Source organism: Stutzerimonas sp. NM35, from assembly GCF_054604355.1.
This window is the reverse complement of sequence record NZ_CM137728.1, coordinates 3,598,408-3,612,132: the sequence shown is the minus strand read 5'-3', so window position 1 is coordinate 3,612,132 and position 13,725 is coordinate 3,598,408. Positions and strand designations below refer to the sequence as shown.

The 13,725-nt window shown below is 65.2% G+C and carries 16 protein-coding genes; 8 read left to right on the top strand and 8 right to left on the bottom strand.

Translation table 11 applies throughout. The features are described 5' to 3' along the window. Positions 1 to 63: 63 nt before the first annotated feature. From ACYCFC_RS16685 to ACYCFC_RS16675, 3 genes are all read right to left on the bottom strand, one after another. Positions 64 to 453: a DUF1850 domain-containing protein gene (locus ACYCFC_RS16685; RefSeq protein ID WP_459652287.1), complete on the bottom strand. Its 390-nt coding sequence runs from the start codon at positions 451 to 453 to the stop codon at positions 64 to 66. Next, positions 450 to 2,474: a TRAP transporter permease gene (locus ACYCFC_RS16680; RefSeq protein WP_181085755.1), complete on the bottom strand. Its 2,025-nt coding sequence runs from the start codon at positions 2,472 to 2,474 to the stop codon at positions 450 to 452. Before ACYCFC_RS16680 ends, ACYCFC_RS16685 begins: the two co-directional genes overlap by 4 nt. A gap of 141 nt (positions 2,475 to 2,615) precedes the next feature. Then, positions 2,616 to 3,569: a TAXI family TRAP transporter solute-binding subunit gene (locus tag ACYCFC_RS16675; RefSeq protein ID WP_181085753.1), complete on the bottom strand. Its 954-nt coding sequence runs from the start codon at positions 3,567 to 3,569 to the stop codon at positions 2,616 to 2,618. Positions 3,570 to 3,970: 401 nt separating this feature from the next. Between ACYCFC_RS16675 and ACYCFC_RS16670 the strand changes: the two genes are divergently transcribed. The 3 genes from ACYCFC_RS16670 (at position 3,971) to ACYCFC_RS16660 (ending at position 5,154) form a co-directional block, all read left to right on the top strand. After that, positions 3,971 to 4,213: a hypothetical protein gene (locus ACYCFC_RS16670; protein ID WP_459652286.1), complete on the top strand. Its 243-nt coding sequence runs from the start codon at positions 3,971 to 3,973 to the stop codon at positions 4,211 to 4,213. Between the two features lie 116 nt (positions 4,214 to 4,329). Next, positions 4,330 to 4,584, top strand: a complete 255-nt coding sequence (gene bamE / locus ACYCFC_RS16665) for an outer membrane protein assembly factor BamE domain-containing protein (RefSeq protein ID WP_181085749.1) — start codon at positions 4,330 to 4,332, stop codon at positions 4,582 to 4,584. Positions 4,585 to 4,611: 27 nt separating this feature from the next. Next, entirely contained in the window at positions 4,612 to 5,154 is a 543-nt protein-coding gene (locus ACYCFC_RS16660) for a lipocalin family protein (RefSeq protein ID WP_459652285.1), read from the top strand. Here ACYCFC_RS16660 and ACYCFC_RS16655 read toward each other — a convergent pair whose 3' ends face one another. Beyond that, a complete protein-coding gene (locus ACYCFC_RS16655) occupies positions 5,155 to 5,616 on the bottom strand; it encodes a DUF2141 domain-containing protein (RefSeq protein WP_459652284.1) in 462 nt (153 codons plus the stop codon). A gap of 32 nt (positions 5,617 to 5,648) precedes the next feature. On the opposite strand from ACYCFC_RS16655, the gene ACYCFC_RS16650 reads away from it, so the two are divergent. From ACYCFC_RS16650 to ACYCFC_RS16630, 5 genes are all read left to right on the top strand, one after another. After that, complete coding sequence (locus ACYCFC_RS16650) at positions 5,649 to 6,563, top strand: dialkylrecorsinol condensing enzyme (protein WP_459652283.1); 915 nt, start codon at positions 5,649 to 5,651, stop codon at positions 6,561 to 6,563. An 18-nt stretch (positions 6,564 to 6,581) separates the two neighbouring features. Further along, positions 6,582 to 7,739 carry a beta-ketoacyl-ACP synthase III gene (locus tag ACYCFC_RS16645; protein WP_181085743.1) on the top strand — a complete coding sequence of 386 codons (1,158 nt, stop codon included), beginning with the start codon at positions 6,582 to 6,584 and terminating at the stop codon, positions 7,737 to 7,739. After that, a complete protein-coding gene (locus ACYCFC_RS16640; RefSeq protein WP_312957245.1) occupies positions 7,729 to 8,139 on the top strand; it encodes a hypothetical protein in 411 nt (136 codons plus the stop codon). The genes ACYCFC_RS16645 and ACYCFC_RS16640 overlap by 11 nt, the downstream gene beginning before the upstream one ends. After that, entirely contained in the window at positions 8,136 to 9,134 is a 999-nt protein-coding gene (locus tag ACYCFC_RS16635) for a BtrH N-terminal domain-containing protein (protein ID WP_459652282.1), read from the top strand. Before ACYCFC_RS16640 ends, ACYCFC_RS16635 begins: the two co-directional genes overlap by 4 nt. 425 nt (positions 9,135 to 9,559) lie before the next feature. After that, positions 9,560 to 10,534 carry an IS110 family RNA-guided transposase gene (locus ACYCFC_RS16630; RefSeq protein WP_459652281.1) on the top strand — a complete coding sequence of 325 codons (975 nt, stop codon included), beginning with the start codon at positions 9,560 to 9,562 and terminating at the stop codon, positions 10,532 to 10,534. A 100-nt stretch (positions 10,535 to 10,634) separates the two neighbouring features. Here the strand turns inward: ACYCFC_RS16630 and ACYCFC_RS16625 are convergent, their stop codons facing one another. The 4 genes from ACYCFC_RS16625 to ACYCFC_RS16610 are packed head-to-tail and all read right to left on the bottom strand — an operon-like array spanning position 10,635 to position 13,724. Further along, entirely contained in the window at positions 10,635 to 11,216 is a 582-nt protein-coding gene (locus ACYCFC_RS16625) for a hypothetical protein (RefSeq protein ID WP_459652280.1), read from the bottom strand. After that, the gene (locus tag ACYCFC_RS16620; RefSeq protein ID WP_459652279.1) at positions 11,213 to 12,310 is read right to left on the bottom strand and encodes a beta-ketoacyl synthase N-terminal-like domain-containing protein; all 1,098 of its coding nucleotides are present in this window, start codon (positions 12,308 to 12,310) and stop codon (positions 11,213 to 11,215) included. The genes ACYCFC_RS16625 and ACYCFC_RS16620 overlap by 4 nt, the downstream gene beginning before the upstream one ends. After that, the gene (locus ACYCFC_RS16615; RefSeq protein ID WP_122075113.1) at positions 12,307 to 12,573 is read right to left on the bottom strand and encodes an acyl carrier protein; all 267 of its coding nucleotides are present in this window, start codon (positions 12,571 to 12,573) and stop codon (positions 12,307 to 12,309) included. Before ACYCFC_RS16615 ends, ACYCFC_RS16620 begins: the two co-directional genes overlap by 4 nt. Next, on the bottom strand, positions 12,555 to 13,724 hold the full coding sequence (locus ACYCFC_RS16610; RefSeq protein ID WP_459652278.1) for an ABC transporter permease: 1,170 nt from the start codon (positions 13,722 to 13,724) through the stop codon (positions 12,555 to 12,557). The genes ACYCFC_RS16615 and ACYCFC_RS16610 overlap by 19 nt, the downstream gene beginning before the upstream one ends. Position 13,725: the final 1 nt, after the last annotated feature.

The window sequence follows — 13,725 nt, the reverse complement described above, 5'->3', positions numbered from 1 at the left end:
TCGGATTACGCCTTCGGCTAATTCGACCTACAAATGCCGCGGCTTCGTAGGTCGGGTCGCGCTTTATCGATCCGATGCGCAGCTCCACAGCTCCAGCGCAGGCCGCTCCGCCGTCGGCGGGCCGAGCCATTCGCTCAGCGCGTGGCAAGTACCTTCGAAGCACAACTGGTAATCCCCGGCTTCGGGGGTGCGTCCTACGCGCAGTGGCTGCATCGGTGGCAGCTGGCGCCGGTAGTGCCAGCTGCCGTCGCGCAGTTCGGCGTCGTCCGGGGCATCCATTCCGGCGCCGCTGCCCTTGATCCGCGCTTCTCCGAGCAGCAGGCCGTCCGGCGTCACGCGGTAGTCTTCTTCCCAGCGGATCTTCTCGATCGTATGGTTCCAGGCCAGGGTGAAGGATGGTGTGGGCACCTGCGCCCACACCACGCCCGCCAACCCCAGGCAGAGCCCGATCACGCCACCGCCGGCTCGGCACGACGGGCGCGCCAGAGGTGCTGGGCGATCAGGGCGATGCCCAGTACGAAGCCGATTTCATCGCTGATCGGCAGCGCCAGGATCAGCGCGACGCCAGCGGCGAAGGCCCACAGACGTTCCCAGATCGGCATGCGCAGGCTCAGGTGGCCGGTCACCGCCATGCCCCACAGGCACACCGCGAAGACCGTCTTGACCACCATGTACCCCGTGGCCAGCCAGCTGTCGCCCTGCATCATCAGCGCCGGGTCGTAGACCGCCATGAACGGCACGACGAAGCCGGCGGCGGCGATGCGGATCGCCCAGAGGCTGATCTTGAAGCCGTTTTCCCGGGCGATCGGCGCCGCGGCGAAGCAGGCCAGCGCCACCGGCGGCGTCAGGTCGGCCATCAGCCCGAAGTAGAAGACGAACATGTGCGAGACGATCAGCGGCACACCCAGCTGCTCCAGTGCCGGTGCGGCGATGGCGCTGGTGATGATGTAGTTGGGAATGGTCGGGATGCCCATGCCCAGCACCAGGCAGGTGATCATGGTCAGCACCAGCGAGAGGAACAGGTTGTTTTCGCCGATGGCCAGGATGTAGCCGGCGAAGGTGCTGGCGATGCCGGTCAGCGAGACGATGCCGATGATCACCCCCACCAGCACGCAGGCGATGCCCACCGGCACTGCATGGCGCGCGCCTTCCACCAGGGCGAACAGGCAGGCGCGAAGAGTCTCGCGACCGCCCTGGATGAACCAGCAGACCGCTACCAGTGCGCCGATGACGCCGAAGATCACCCCGATGCCGAGCTGGAAGAAGCCGGCGCAGAGTACGCCCAGCGCGATCCAGAAGGCGCCGCGCAGCCAGAAGCTGCTGGCCTTGAGGATGATCGCCGAGCCGAGAATGACGATGGCGGTCAGTGCCAGGCCCACGGTGCCGGAGAACATCGGCGTGCGGCCGGAGAACAGCAGGTAGACCAGCACGAACAGCGGGATCAGCAGATACCAGCGCTCCTTGACCGAACCCCAGGCGCTCGGGCACTGGTCCTTCGGCAGGCCCTTGAGGTTCTTGCTGCGGGCTTCCAGATGGACGATCCAGAATACCGCGAAGAAGTACAGCATCGCCGGGATCAGCGCCGCCTTGGCCACCTCGACGTACGGCACGTTGATGGTTTCGGCCATGATGAAGGCCACCGCGCCCATCACCGGCGGCATGATCTGCCCGCCCATGCTGGCCGTGGCCTCCACTGCGCCGGCGAAGGCCGGACGGTAGCCGAAGCGTTTCATCAGCGGAATGGTGAACTGCCCGGTGGTAACCACGTTGGCCACGCCGGAGCCGGTGATGGTGCCCATCAGCGCGGATGACACCACCGATACCTTGGCCGGGCCACCGGTCTTGTGGCCGAACATGCCCATGGCGAAGTCGGTGAACAGCTTGATCATCCCGGCCTGCTCGAGGAAGGAGCCGAACAGGATGAAGAGGAAGATATAGGTCGCCGAGACATAGGTCGGCGTGCCGTAGAAGCCCTCGGTGCCGAACGACAGCTGGTTGACGATCTGATCGAAGCCATAGCCGCGATGGGCAAAGTCGCCCGGCAGGTATTCGCCGAGCAGGCCGTAGGCGAGGAAGATCGCGCAGATGGTCGGCAGTGCGATACCCATCACCCGGCGCCCGGCCTCGAACACCAGCACGATCAGGATGATGCCGATGATCATGTCGGTGCCGGTCAGGTCACCCGAGCGCTGAACCAGGTCGCCCTCGAAATACCATTGATAGAAAGCCGTCGCCATGCCGGCCAGGCCGAGCAGCCAGGCCAGTGGCTGCCAGGGGCGGCCATTACCTTTGGCCGGGTAGCAGAGAAACACCATCAGCAGCAGGAAGCCGACGTGGCCCGCGCGTAGCACCTGGCTGGATACCGGGTGGAAGGCGGCAGTGATGATCTGGTACGTGGAAAACAGCAGGGCGACGTAGAACAACGTCTTCGGCCATTCGCTGGGACTGCTGTGCAGCCCTTGGGTCTCGCTCATGGGATGGCTCTCTCGGAAAGGTTGAAGCGTCGCGCCAGTGCGGAGCATGGGCGTTCTTCGCGATGGCCCGGGATGCGGGCCATCAGGCTATGCAGCCTTGAAGGCAAGCCGGGCGGGTATCAGGCCCGCCCGGCCCGGCTGTCACTTGAGCACGCCGGCTTCCTTGTAGTAGCGCTCGGCGCCCGGATGCAGCGGGATCGGCAGGCCTTCGGTGGCGGTTTCCAGCTTGATGTCCTTGGCTGCCGAGTGTGCGCTGGACAGGTGATCAAGGTTCTCGAAGATGCGCTTGGTCATCTGGTAGGCGACCTCGTCGGAAACCTTCTCGTGGCTGACCAGGATATTGGTGATGGCAGCGGTCGGAACGTCGGCGTCCTGACCGTCATAGGTGCCTGCCGGAATCATCTTCGGCTGGTAGGCGGCGCTGCCGATCTTGGTCACCACATCCTCGGGTACCGCCACGAAGGTGATCGGGACCATGGCAGCCAGGTCGCGGATCGCCGCCATGCCCAGGCCCGAGGACTGCAGGGTGGCATCCAGCTGACGGTTCTTGATCAGTTCGACCGATTCGGCATAGGGCATGAACTCCACGCGGCCCATATCCTCGTAGGTCAGGCCGGCGGCCTTGAAGATCGCGCGGGCGTTGAGCTCGGTACCGGACTTCGGCGCGCCGACGGAGATGCGCTTGCCCTTCAGATCTTCCAGGGTCTTGATCCCGGATTCCTTGCTGGCAACGATGTGGATGTAGTTCGGGTAGGTCGCCGCGATGGCGCGCAGACGCTTGAGGGGTGCCTTGAAGCCGGCATCTTCGACGCCGTTCCAGGCATCGTCCACCGAGTCACCCAAGGAGAACGCCAGCTCGCCACGACCCGCTTGCAGCAGGTTGAGGTTTTCTACCGAGGCCTTGGTGGCCTGAACGGAAGTCCTGGCGCCATCGATCTTGTTGTACTGCTGCGACAGGGCCACGCCGATGGGGTAGTAAACGCCGCTGGTGCCGCCAGTGAGGATGTTGATGAAGGTCGGTGCGGCGACAGCTGCCGTACTGGCGGTGAACGCCGCTGCTGCAGCGAGCAGGCCCAGGCTTTTGGTCAGTCTCATGGTGGATCTCCGTTTCGTTTTTATTGGATGACGCAGGATCACGATAGACGATTGCCTCGGCGTGCAGGTAGCGACCGAGTGGACAAGCAGGGCAGCGTTGGTGCTGGAAGCATCCCGCAAGGCGGGTTTATCGCTGCAATCTTCTTGTCGTTGGTATCGCATCGAGTGCTTATGCTCTGCAGAAGCCGTGCCAGCGCTCAACTCACCCATCCAGACGGGCTCGCACAAGAAAGATGAAGGCTGATCGGCGGAAAACCGCTTATGGGGTCTTCGACATGGGCAATATTGCGCTCATGGGGGCGGCGCGGTGTCGCCGAGGACCGGGAGCGGGCGCCGGGTGGTGCTTGTGCAACCTGCCGATGGCGCTACAGTAGTCCCGTCCTTTCCAGCGAAGCCCGACCATGCGTGTGCTGCTTTTCGCGTTCAGCCTGACAGTGCCGCTGCTGGCGAGCGCCGCCCCGGCGCCCTATTACCAGTGGCAAAGCAAGACCGACGGCACGGTCATCTGCCGGCAGACCCCGCCTGGACATGGCTGGGAACGTCTCAGCGATCAGCCGTTTCGCGACCTCAACTGCACGATGCCCGCCACCCGAACGGATCGTCCCGGTGCGATACCGGGTTTTCGCCCGCAGCCGGGGCGCTGACACCTCTGCCAGGTACCGCGACAAAGGGCGATGGGGGAGGTCTGAAGGTAGTCCAGCACTAGCCAGCCTATGTATGAGGCTTACCTATACTGCGAATGCTGCTTTGGGGGTGATCCATGTCGTTGCGTTATTTCGGGCTGCTGGCCGGACTGCTGGCCATCGCGGGTTGCAATCCCGTCACCCAGGAAAACTTCGCCAAGCTGGAAGCCGGCATGTCGCGCCAGCAGGTGGAAGAGCTGCTCGGCAAGCCGGGCGAATGTGCCGGGGCGCTGGGCATGTCCAGCTGTACCTGGGGGCAGAAGAACCGCTTCATCAGCATTCAGTTCGCCGGGGACAAGGTCATGATGTTTTCCGGCCAGGGCCTGAAATAAGTCAGCGTCTCGAGACAGGAGAGAACCATGCGTATCGCAGCAGCTCTATTCAGCGCTTTATTGCTGGCCGGGTGCGCCAGCTCCAACGCCGTCGATGCGCCACGGACGGTGGGTGACGTCGATCTGCAGCGCTATCAGGGCACCTGGTACGAACAGGCGCGGCTGCCGATGTTCTTCCAGCGCGACTGCGTGCGCTCCGAGGCGCGTTACCGGCTGCAGGAAGAGGGTCGCGTCGAGGTGGTCAACCGCTGCGAAACGGCAAGCGGCGAGTGGAAGGAAGCCAGGGGCGAGGCGGTGCCGCAGCAGCCGGGCCGCACCGACAAGCTCTGGGTGCGCTTCGACAACTGGTTCAGCACTCTTTTCCCCGGCCTGAGCAAGGGCCATTACTGGGTGCTCTATCTGGATGACGACTACAGCGTCGCGCTGGTCGGCAGTCCGGATCGCGACTACCTCTGGCTGCTGTCGCGCGAGGAGCGAGTCGACCCGGCGACGCGCGCACGTCTGCTCGACGAGGCGCACAGGCGTGGCTACGACACCGACGAGCTGATCTGGCGCGGCGCGGCGCGCTGATTACCGCTCCGTTTCGTCCGCAGCGCGCTGGGTGGCACCCCGCTGGCGCAGTTCGATGGACACCAGGCTAGCGGCCTCGCCATGATCGAAGGCACACCCCGAGGGCGCGGGTTTGCCCTTGAACAGGCGCGGGTTGCTGGAGAATCCCACCGGCTCGGTTGGCAGGCCTCGGGGCGTGAGGTCGAGCCGGCCATTGGCGTTCACGTCGACGAACAGTTGCACCGCATAGCGTCCGGGCGGGACATCATGAAAAACGAGCGCCTCCCGAGAACCGCTCATCCGCTGCAAGGGCGCGTCCCAGCGCGTCGCGTCGGCTGAATGCAGCTCGGCATGCAGCACACCCTGGGCGACATTCTCGACCTGCAACCGGATATCCGCCGCCTGCGCGGCAGCCATGCCGGTCGTCACAAGGCCGGCAAAGAGCCATGCGCGCGTTACATTCCGGTTTACATGCTGTGGCATAATCGCGACCATTTTCGGTGACTGAAGTTTCGATGCGCCAGGTATTGGTCGTTCACTATTCGCAAACGGGGCAGCTCGGCCGGCTGGTGCAGTCCGTCTGTGCGCCGCTGCTGGCGCGTGACGATGTGCAGCTGGACTTCCTCGCCGTGCAACCGGCCACACCTTATCCCTTTCCCTGGCCGTTCCTCACCTTTTTCAGCATCTTCCCCGAAACCGTGCTGATGCGCCCCGAGCCACTGCTGCCGTTGCAGGTGGATGCGAACAAGCGCTACGACCTGGTGATTCTCGCGTACCAGGTCTGGTTCCTCTCGCCGTCGCGGCCCATCACCAGCTTCCTCGCCTCGCCGGAAGCGGCGCGGCTGCTGCGGGGTACGCCGGTGGTGACGCTGATCGGCTGCCGCAACATGTGGCTGATGGCCCAGGAAAAGCTCAAGGCACGCCTCGATGCGCTGGGTGCGCGGCTGCTGGACAACATCGTGCTGACCGATGCATGCGGCAGCGCGGCGAGCTTCCTGGCCACGCCGCTGTGGATGTTCACCGGTCGCCAGCAACCCTTCGCCTGGCTGCCCAAGGCGGGCATCAGCGAGGCCGAGATCACCGCTGCGCAGCGCTTCGGCGTGGCCATCGGCGAGCGCCTGGCGCAAGGCGGCCCCATCGAACAGCCGATGCTGCGTGGCCTGGGCGCGGTGCGCATCGATGAAAAACTGATCGCCAGCGAGCGCGTCGGTACCCGCAGTTTCAAGGCCTGGGGCACGCTGCTGGCGGCGCTCGGCCCGCAGCACAGTCTGCGCCGACGTGTCGGGCTGATTGTCTATATCGTCTTTCTGCTGAGCCTGATTCTCACCGTGGTGCCGGTCACCGCATTGCTGAAAAAGCTGCTTAGTCCCCTGACCCGCGCCCGAATCCAGCGGGAAAAAGCCTATTTTGCCGCGCCGTCCGGCGAATAACGTTTCGAGGACCGTCCCGTGGCCAAGCCCGTCTACATCAATCGCATCAGCGCCTGCCTGCCGCACGACCCGGTGGACAACGAGCAGATGGAAGCACGCCTCGGTCAGGTCGGCGACCGTCCTTCGCGGGCGCGTTCCATCGTCCTGCGCCGCAATGGCATTCGCCAGCGCCACTACGTGATCGATCCGGCCACCGGCGAGCCGAGCATGACCAACGCGCAGCTGTCCGCCGAGGCCGTTCGCGGTCTGGCCAGCCCCGCCGAGCTTGCGGAACTGCAGTGCCTGGTGGCCGCCACCTCCTCGCCGGACCAGACCCTGCCCGGCCATGCGGTGATGGTGCATGGCGAACTGGGCAATCCGCCCTGCGAGGTGGTGACCACCGCGGGCATCTGCCTGTGCGGCGTCAGCGCGCTGAAATACGCCTGGCTCAACGTGGCAAGTGGCGAGAGCCGCAACGCCGTGGCCTGCGGGTCGGAAGTCGCCTCGGCGCTGATGCAGGCGCGCAACTTCAGCGCCGAGATCGACAGCGCCGCCGAAGAGCTGGAGCGCCGCCCGGAACTGGCCTTCGAGAAGGATTTCCTGCGCTGGATGCTCTCCGACGGCGCCGGCGCGGTCTGGCTGGAAGACCGCCCCAACCCCGAGGGCCTGAGCCTGCGCATCGACTGGATCGACATCCTGTCCTTCGCCGACCGCTTTCCGGCCTGCATGTACGGCGGCGCGGACAGGCAGGGCGAGCGCCTGGTCGGCTGGAGCCGCATGGACGTCGAGGAACGCAACCGCCGCTCGGTGATGGCCATCAAGCAGGACGTCAAGCTGCTCAACGAGAACATCGTCCAGGTCACCGTCGAGGAGGCGCTGCAACGCATCCGCCGCCGCCGCGAAATGCGCGCCGAGGATATCGACTGGTTCCTGCCGCACTATTCCTCGGAATTCTTCCGCGACCGCCTGGCCGAGGGCCTGGCCCGCATCGACTTCGCCATTCCCCAGCAGCGCTGGTTCACCAACCTGACGCGCAAGGGCAACACCGGCGCCGCCTCCTTCTTCATCATGCTCGACGAGCTGTTCCACAGCGGCCAGCTCCGTGCCGGCCAGCGCCTGCTCGGCTACGTGCCGGAAAGTGGCCGCTTCTCCAGCGCCTTCCTGCACATGACCGTGGTCCGGCCCGATGAGGCTTGACGAGGTCCCGCAGGACCCCGACAGCAGCTACGGCGGCCACAGCAAGCTGCTCTACGCCGTGGACGAACAGGGCCGCTACCGCGGTACCCAGAGTGCTGGCTGGGAGCCCGAGTCCTACGCCACGCAACTGGCCGTGGCGCAGCTCGAGGAGCAGGAAGCCCAGGCTCTGGCCGAGTGGCGCAGTGGCCAGGCCTCGCCGCTGAAATGCCTGATGTACCGCTACCGGCTCGACGAGCCGGCGCTGGCGCAGATAACCGGCTTCTGGCAATGGCGCATCCGCCGGCATTTTCGTCCTGAAATCTATCGCCGTTTGACTAGCAAGCAGCTGGCGCGCTACGCCGAGGCCTTCGGCCTGGACGTCGCCGAACTGATTCGCTACCAGCAGGAGTTGCCGCGATGAGCGCCTTCCAGCATCGCCAGAGCGCCCATTGCGAAAGTGGGGTGATGGCCAACCTGCTGACCCATGCCGGCCTGCCCATGAGCGAGCCGATGGCCTTCGGCCTGGCTTCGGGGCTGGCGTTCGCCTATCTGCCCATCGTCAAGCTCGGCGGCATGCCGCTGATCGCTTACCGGATGCCGCCGAAGCACATCATCAGAACGCTGAGCAAGCGCCTTGGCGCGCGCCTGTACACGGCCACCTTCCGTCAGCCGGAACAGGGCCGACTGGCGCTGGACCGCGCCCTGGCCGAGGGGCGCCTGGCCGGGTTGCAGAGCTCGGTGTTCTGGCTGCCGTACTTTCCGCCGGAGATGCGCTTTCACTTCAACGCGCACAACCTGCTGGCCTATGGTCGTGATGGCGACGACTACCTGCTCAGCGACCCGGTTTTCGAGGAACCGGTGCGCTGCGCCAGCGCTGACCTGCAGAAGGCGCGCTTCGCCAAGGGTGCGCTGGCCGCCAAGGGGCTGATGTACTGGCTCGAAGATGTGCCGCCGGAACAGGACTGGGATCGCCTGGTGCGCCAGAGCCTGGTGTCCACCACGCGCATCCTCGACGGCATGCCACTGCCCTGGATCGGCATTCGCGGCATCCGCCACCTGGCCGCGCAGATCCGCAAGCTCGATCCGGCCCAGGCGAAATACAACCGGCTCTACCTCACCCATATCGTGCGCATGCAGGAGGAGATCGGCACCGGCGGCGCGGGTTTCCGCTTCATGTACGCCAGCTTCCTGCAGGAATCCGGCACGCTGCTGGGCGATCCGGCACTTAACGACATGGCCACGCAGCTGACCCGCATCGGCGACGACTGGCGCCAGTTCGCCTCGGCCTGCGTACGCCAGTCGCGCAACAAGCAGGGCGACGGCGACTTCAATGCCATTGCCGGGATGCTGGACGGTATCGCGGTGCAGGAACGCGAGCTGGTGCGACGGTTGGCCGGGTGGGCCAAGCGGCGCTGATTCGGCACTGATCGTGCCAATGCTCCTGCGTGGGCACGCATGGGTGGCTTGCACGCCGAAGTTGTAGGTCGGGTTAGCCGAAGGCGTAACCCGACAATTCGAAGGCGTAATCCAACGTTCGAGACATCATCCGGGTGTAATGCCTTGGCATTTCTTGCGTCTGGCCGTTCGTCGTCGGGTCGGTGAGGCGTGACCCGACCTTGTATCTCGACTGCAGCCTTTCAGGAGGCGATAGTCCCCGGCTGATCATCGGGGGAGAGAGTGCAAGTAGTACCCGCCCTTAAGCTTCGAGCTTGTGACGTAGATAACGCTGCACTCCTCCGCACTCATCCAGTAAGTCCGAACGGTATCTTGAGCCACGAGCTCGCATTAGCAAGGTAGGACGGATGCAGTGACGATCTATCCGTTCACTGAGGAGGAAAACCATGGCCATAGTCGTCGGCATCGACATCGCCAAACACACATTCGACATCGCGACCCTGCAGAGCAACGGCAAGCACCGCACCAAAGGCAAGCTGACCAATGACTCAGCAGGCTTTGAGGTGTTCCAGCAATGGCTGCTCAAGTACGCCGAGCCGCAGGCATGGGTCGTCATGGAGGCTACTGGCATCTACTACGAAGCCCTGGCCGAATGGCTGCTCGCACGAGGCTACCGGGTGTGCGTCCTCAACCCGGCCCAGGTTGCCTATTACGCCCGCAGCCAATTGCAGCGGGTGAAGACCGACAAGGTCGACGCCAAGCTCATTGCCGATTATGGCAGCCTGCATCAGGCCAAGCTGCGTGCTTGGCAGCCTGATCCACCGTCCATTCGCCGCCTCAAGGCCCTGGTGCATCGCCTGAAGGATCTTCAGGAGCTGGAGCAGATGGAACAGAACCGCCTGGACGTGACCCGCGAGACCAAGGTCAAGGCGTCGATCGAGTCGGTTCTTGAACATTTACGCCAGCAAATCGCCGAGACGCTGGAAGCGATCAAGCAGCATTTCGACGACAACGATGACTTGCGCGGCCAGCGTGACCTGCTCACGAGCATCGACGGCATTGCTGAGCGGACGGCAGCACTTGTGCTGGCTGAACTGGGGGACATTCAACGCTTCGGCAGCAGCCGAGCGGTCACCGCCTTTGCAGGGCTCAATCCCAAGCTACAGGGCTCGGGGATACTCAAAGGGCATGTGCGGATTTCCCGCATGGGGTCGGCCAGCTTGCGCGCAGGGCTCTACATGCCAGCCATTACGTCCATGAGCCGTAACCCTGCCATTCGGGCAATGGTCGAGCGGATGAAAGCCAGAGGTAAAGTCGGCAAACAGATCGTCTGCGCGGCGATGCGTAAATTGCTCTGTATCGCCTATGGCGTGTTGAAATCCGGCGAACCGTTCAACCCCGAACTCGCTATTGCGAAGTGAGGGGCAAGACGGTATCTACCAGACTGGCGGGTTGGGCCAGGGGCTTGTAGGGCCGAATTTATTCGGCCACGGATACAAAGCCAGCCGAACAAGTTCGGCCCTACACGGATGTCGAGTCAGTCCCCAGCGCCATCCGAACAACCTCCACCGAGCCGCTCAGCGTGGCGAAATCCCGTGCGCTGAGCGCGTCGCCACCCGGCTCCAGCACCAGCGCCTGAGCGCTGAAGCCGTCCTGCTGATCTTCCTCGACCAGCAGCACCAGCGCCTGGCGTACCTGTGCCCGCTCCAGGTCGTTGCCGGCCAGGTCGAGCAAGTGCCCCCAGACCTGTGGCCCCGCGCCGATGAACAGGTTCGGCCCCTGCAGCCCCAGTTGCTGCGCCACGTGGAAACCCGCGGCATTGCTCACGCTGTTGACGAACTCGAAGGGCTTGGGCAGCCGCTGCTGGGCGCAGACGTTCTCCAGCAGGGCGAACATGTTCTGCCGCGCCGGGTAGGTGGCGGCGAGATAGAGCCCGCTGTCCGCCTGCATGTGTGCCTTCAGCGGCGCGGCGGCGAGCAGCGCCAGCAGGGTCAGGCGATCGGTGCGTCGTGGCGGGCTGGACAGGTAAGTGCCGAGGGCGGCCTTGAGCTGGCTGTCGCTGTGGTTGCAACCGCGAACCTCGCTGGCGGCGATCACCTTCATGCTGGAATTCCTTGCAGTACCAGGCTGGCGTTGTTGCCGCCGAAGCCGAAATAGTTGGCCAGCAACAGGCTGCCGGCGGACACCGACAGCGGCCCGGCGGCCAGCGGCAGCAACGCATGCTCGGCGTAGTCGCAGCCCGGCAGCGCGCCCTGGCGCAGGCTTTCCAGCAGCAACAGAGTTTCGCTGAGGCCACAGGCGCCCAGGGTGTGCCCCAGATAGGGCTTGAGCACGCACAGTGGCGGCAGTGCGTGGGCGAAGGTGCGGCGCATGCCGTTGCTTTCGGCCTGATCGTTGGCGGCGGTGGCGGTGCCGTGCAGCTTGACCAGGGCGATTTTCGCCGTTGTGGTTCGTGCGCTGTGCAGGGCGCGGCGCATGACCCAGTCGATATGGCTGCCGTCCTCGGCGGTGTTGGTCAGGCTGCTGGTGTCGCAGGCGCTGAAGCCGCCGAGCAGCTTCGCCAGTGGCGCCGATCCGGGTTCGCGGGTGAGCATTACGCTGGCGTAGGCTTCGCCGAGAATCAACCCGTCGCGTTCGGCATGGAAGGGCCGATAGGCGGCGCTGGGGCTGGTCAGTTCGAGCACGCCGAAGCCTTGCCGGGTGACTTCGCTGGGTGTCTCGAAGGCCAGCACCAGGGCGCGGCGATAGTGATTGCGGGCCACCAGCCGCGCGCCATATAGCAGCGCATTGGCGGCACTGGTGCAGGCGGTGTTGAGGGTGAAGGCGCCGGCGAAACCCCATTCCTGGCGCAGCTCTTCGGCGAGGGCATCGAGTGCCGGGGCCATCGGGTTGCCGGTCGCCTCGCCGGCCTTCACCCGCGCCTCGATGGCGACGATATCCAGGGTGGTGGAGGCCAGGATCAGCAGGCAGTCATCCAGCGCGCCGTCGCTGCTGGCGGCGACCAACTGGTGCAGGCGCTGGCGCAGGTCGAGCGATGCGCCAGCCACGGCCAGGTAGGGTCGTCGCTCGTTGCGTTCATGCAGCTCGAACCACTCCGGCTGCGGCAACCGGCCTTGCCGGCAGGCCGTCGCGGCGGCCTGCAGGTCTTCGCCCAGTGCGCTGCACAGCTGTGCGCGTTGCAGGTAGACCGGCTTCATGAGGCCTGCCGGATGAACGCGGCGATGCTGTCGATGCTATTGAGGATGCGCCGGCCATCCTTGGCGCCTTCGATGCGCACGCCGTAATGCTGTTGCAGGGCCAGCGACACCTGCAGGGCGTCGAGGCTGTCCATCTGGATGCGGCTCTGCTGGCCGAACAGCGGCTCGTCGTCGGCGATGCTCTGCCAGTCGATGTCGTCCTGCTTGTCGCACTCGCGGATCAGCAACTGCTTGAGCGCCTGTTTTAGTTGTGTGTCGTCCATTGCGTGTCGTTCAGTCGTTTGAGAAACAGGAACAGCGCCGCGGCGCCGACGATTGCCGCGAACAGCAACAGCCGGGCGCACCAGGGCGCAACATCGGAAAGCGAGCCCTGGCCGACCAGCAGCACCAGGAAGGCGTCCAGCGCCCAGCTCATGGGTGAAATCTCCGCCAGCCGGGCCATGGCCTCGGGCATCACGCTCCTGGGCACCATGATGCCGCCGATGGCGGCGAGAATCAGGTTGATGCCGCCGCTGAGCATCAGCGCCTGCTCGCCGTTGCGCGCCAGGCTGGCGATGGCCAGTCCCAGACTGCAGGCCGCCAGCGCCAGGCACCCGGCCAGCAGCACATAGGCCGCGACGCTGCCCGGCAGCTGCAGGCCGGGCAAGCCGAGCAGCGGCAGCGCCCAGACGCCGATGGCCAGCAGCAAGGCGAACTGCAGCAGGTTGATCGCCAGGTACGGCAGCAGCTTGCTCAGCGCCAGAGTGCCCATGCTGACGCCCAGGCAGCGCAGACGCAGCAGGACGCCGCTCTGCTGCTCGCGCTGGAAACCGTTGGCCATCGGCAGCATGACGAAGAACATGCCGAAGATCAGCCAGGCCGGCACGCTGTGCTGGCTGGCGTTGGCGCGCTGGGTGAGGGCGCCGCTGGCCAGTTGTTGCTGTTCGTCGATGCGCACTGCGGTGCGCTGTGTGATCAGCGCCAATCGTTCGTCCCGCGTCGAGTCGGGATCGAGTTCGCCGCTGTCGAGCAGGAAGGTCATCAGCCGTGTCTGCGCCAGCGCCACCTGCACCGCAGCGCGCAGGCGCTGGCGGGTCAGGGCGTCGGTGGCGGCGGGGAAGACCAGGCCCAGGCTGGCCTGTTCGGCATCCAGCAACTGCCCGGCGAAGTCGGCGCTCAGGCGCACCCGTGGCAGCAGCTGGCCGCTGGCATCCGGCATGTGGCCGTCGGGCAGTTGCTGGCGCAGCGCGGCGGTGAAGAAGGCGCTCTGCTCGCTGGCCTGGGGAATCTCCAGCACCAGTTCCAGAGACGGCAGGCGATCCTGGTTGACCTCCGCCAGGGCGAAGGCCATCAGCAGCACGAACAGCGCCGGCATCAGGAACAGCACCGCCAGCGCATGGTAGTCGCGCGTGAGCAAAAGGAATTCCTTGCGCACC

What these genes read in the sequence shown, in the direction of transcription:
- ACYCFC_RS16680 (WP_181085755.1), bottom strand. Translation starts at nt 2,474, where the DNA reads ATGAGCGAGACCCAAGGGCTGCACAGCAGTCCCAGCGAATGGCCGAAG.
- ACYCFC_RS16675 (WP_181085753.1), bottom strand. Translation starts at nt 3,569, where the DNA reads ATGAGACTGACCAAAAGCCTGGGCCTGCTCGCTGCAGCAGCGGCGTTC.
- ACYCFC_RS16670 (WP_459652286.1), top strand. Translation starts at nt 3,971, where the DNA reads ATGCGTGTGCTGCTTTTCGCGTTCAGCCTGACAGTGCCGCTGCTGGCG.
- bamE (WP_181085749.1), top strand. Translation starts at nt 4,330, where the DNA reads ATGTCGTTGCGTTATTTCGGGCTGCTGGCCGGACTGCTGGCCATCGCG.
- ACYCFC_RS16660 (WP_459652285.1), top strand. Translation starts at nt 4,612, where the DNA reads ATGCGTATCGCAGCAGCTCTATTCAGCGCTTTATTGCTGGCCGGGTGC.
- ACYCFC_RS16655 (WP_459652284.1), bottom strand. Translation starts at nt 5,616, where the DNA reads ATGCCACAGCATGTAAACCGGAATGTAACGCGCGCATGGCTCTTTGCC.
- ACYCFC_RS16650 (WP_459652283.1), top strand. Translation starts at nt 5,649, where the DNA reads ATGCGCCAGGTATTGGTCGTTCACTATTCGCAAACGGGGCAGCTCGGC.
- ACYCFC_RS16640 (WP_312957245.1), top strand. Translation starts at nt 7,729, where the DNA reads ATGAGGCTTGACGAGGTCCCGCAGGACCCCGACAGCAGCTACGGCGGC.
- ACYCFC_RS16635 (WP_459652282.1), top strand. Translation starts at nt 8,136, where the DNA reads ATGAGCGCCTTCCAGCATCGCCAGAGCGCCCATTGCGAAAGTGGGGTG.
- ACYCFC_RS16630 (WP_459652281.1), top strand. Translation starts at nt 9,560, where the DNA reads ATGGCCATAGTCGTCGGCATCGACATCGCCAAACACACATTCGACATC.
- ACYCFC_RS16625 (WP_459652280.1), bottom strand. Translation starts at nt 11,216, where the DNA reads ATGAAGGTGATCGCCGCCAGCGAGGTTCGCGGTTGCAACCACAGCGAC.
- ACYCFC_RS16620 (WP_459652279.1), bottom strand. Translation starts at nt 12,310, where the DNA reads ATGAAGCCGGTCTACCTGCAACGCGCACAGCTGTGCAGCGCACTGGGC.
- ACYCFC_RS16615 (WP_122075113.1), bottom strand. Translation starts at nt 12,573, where the DNA reads ATGGACGACACACAACTAAAACAGGCGCTCAAGCAGTTGCTGATCCGC.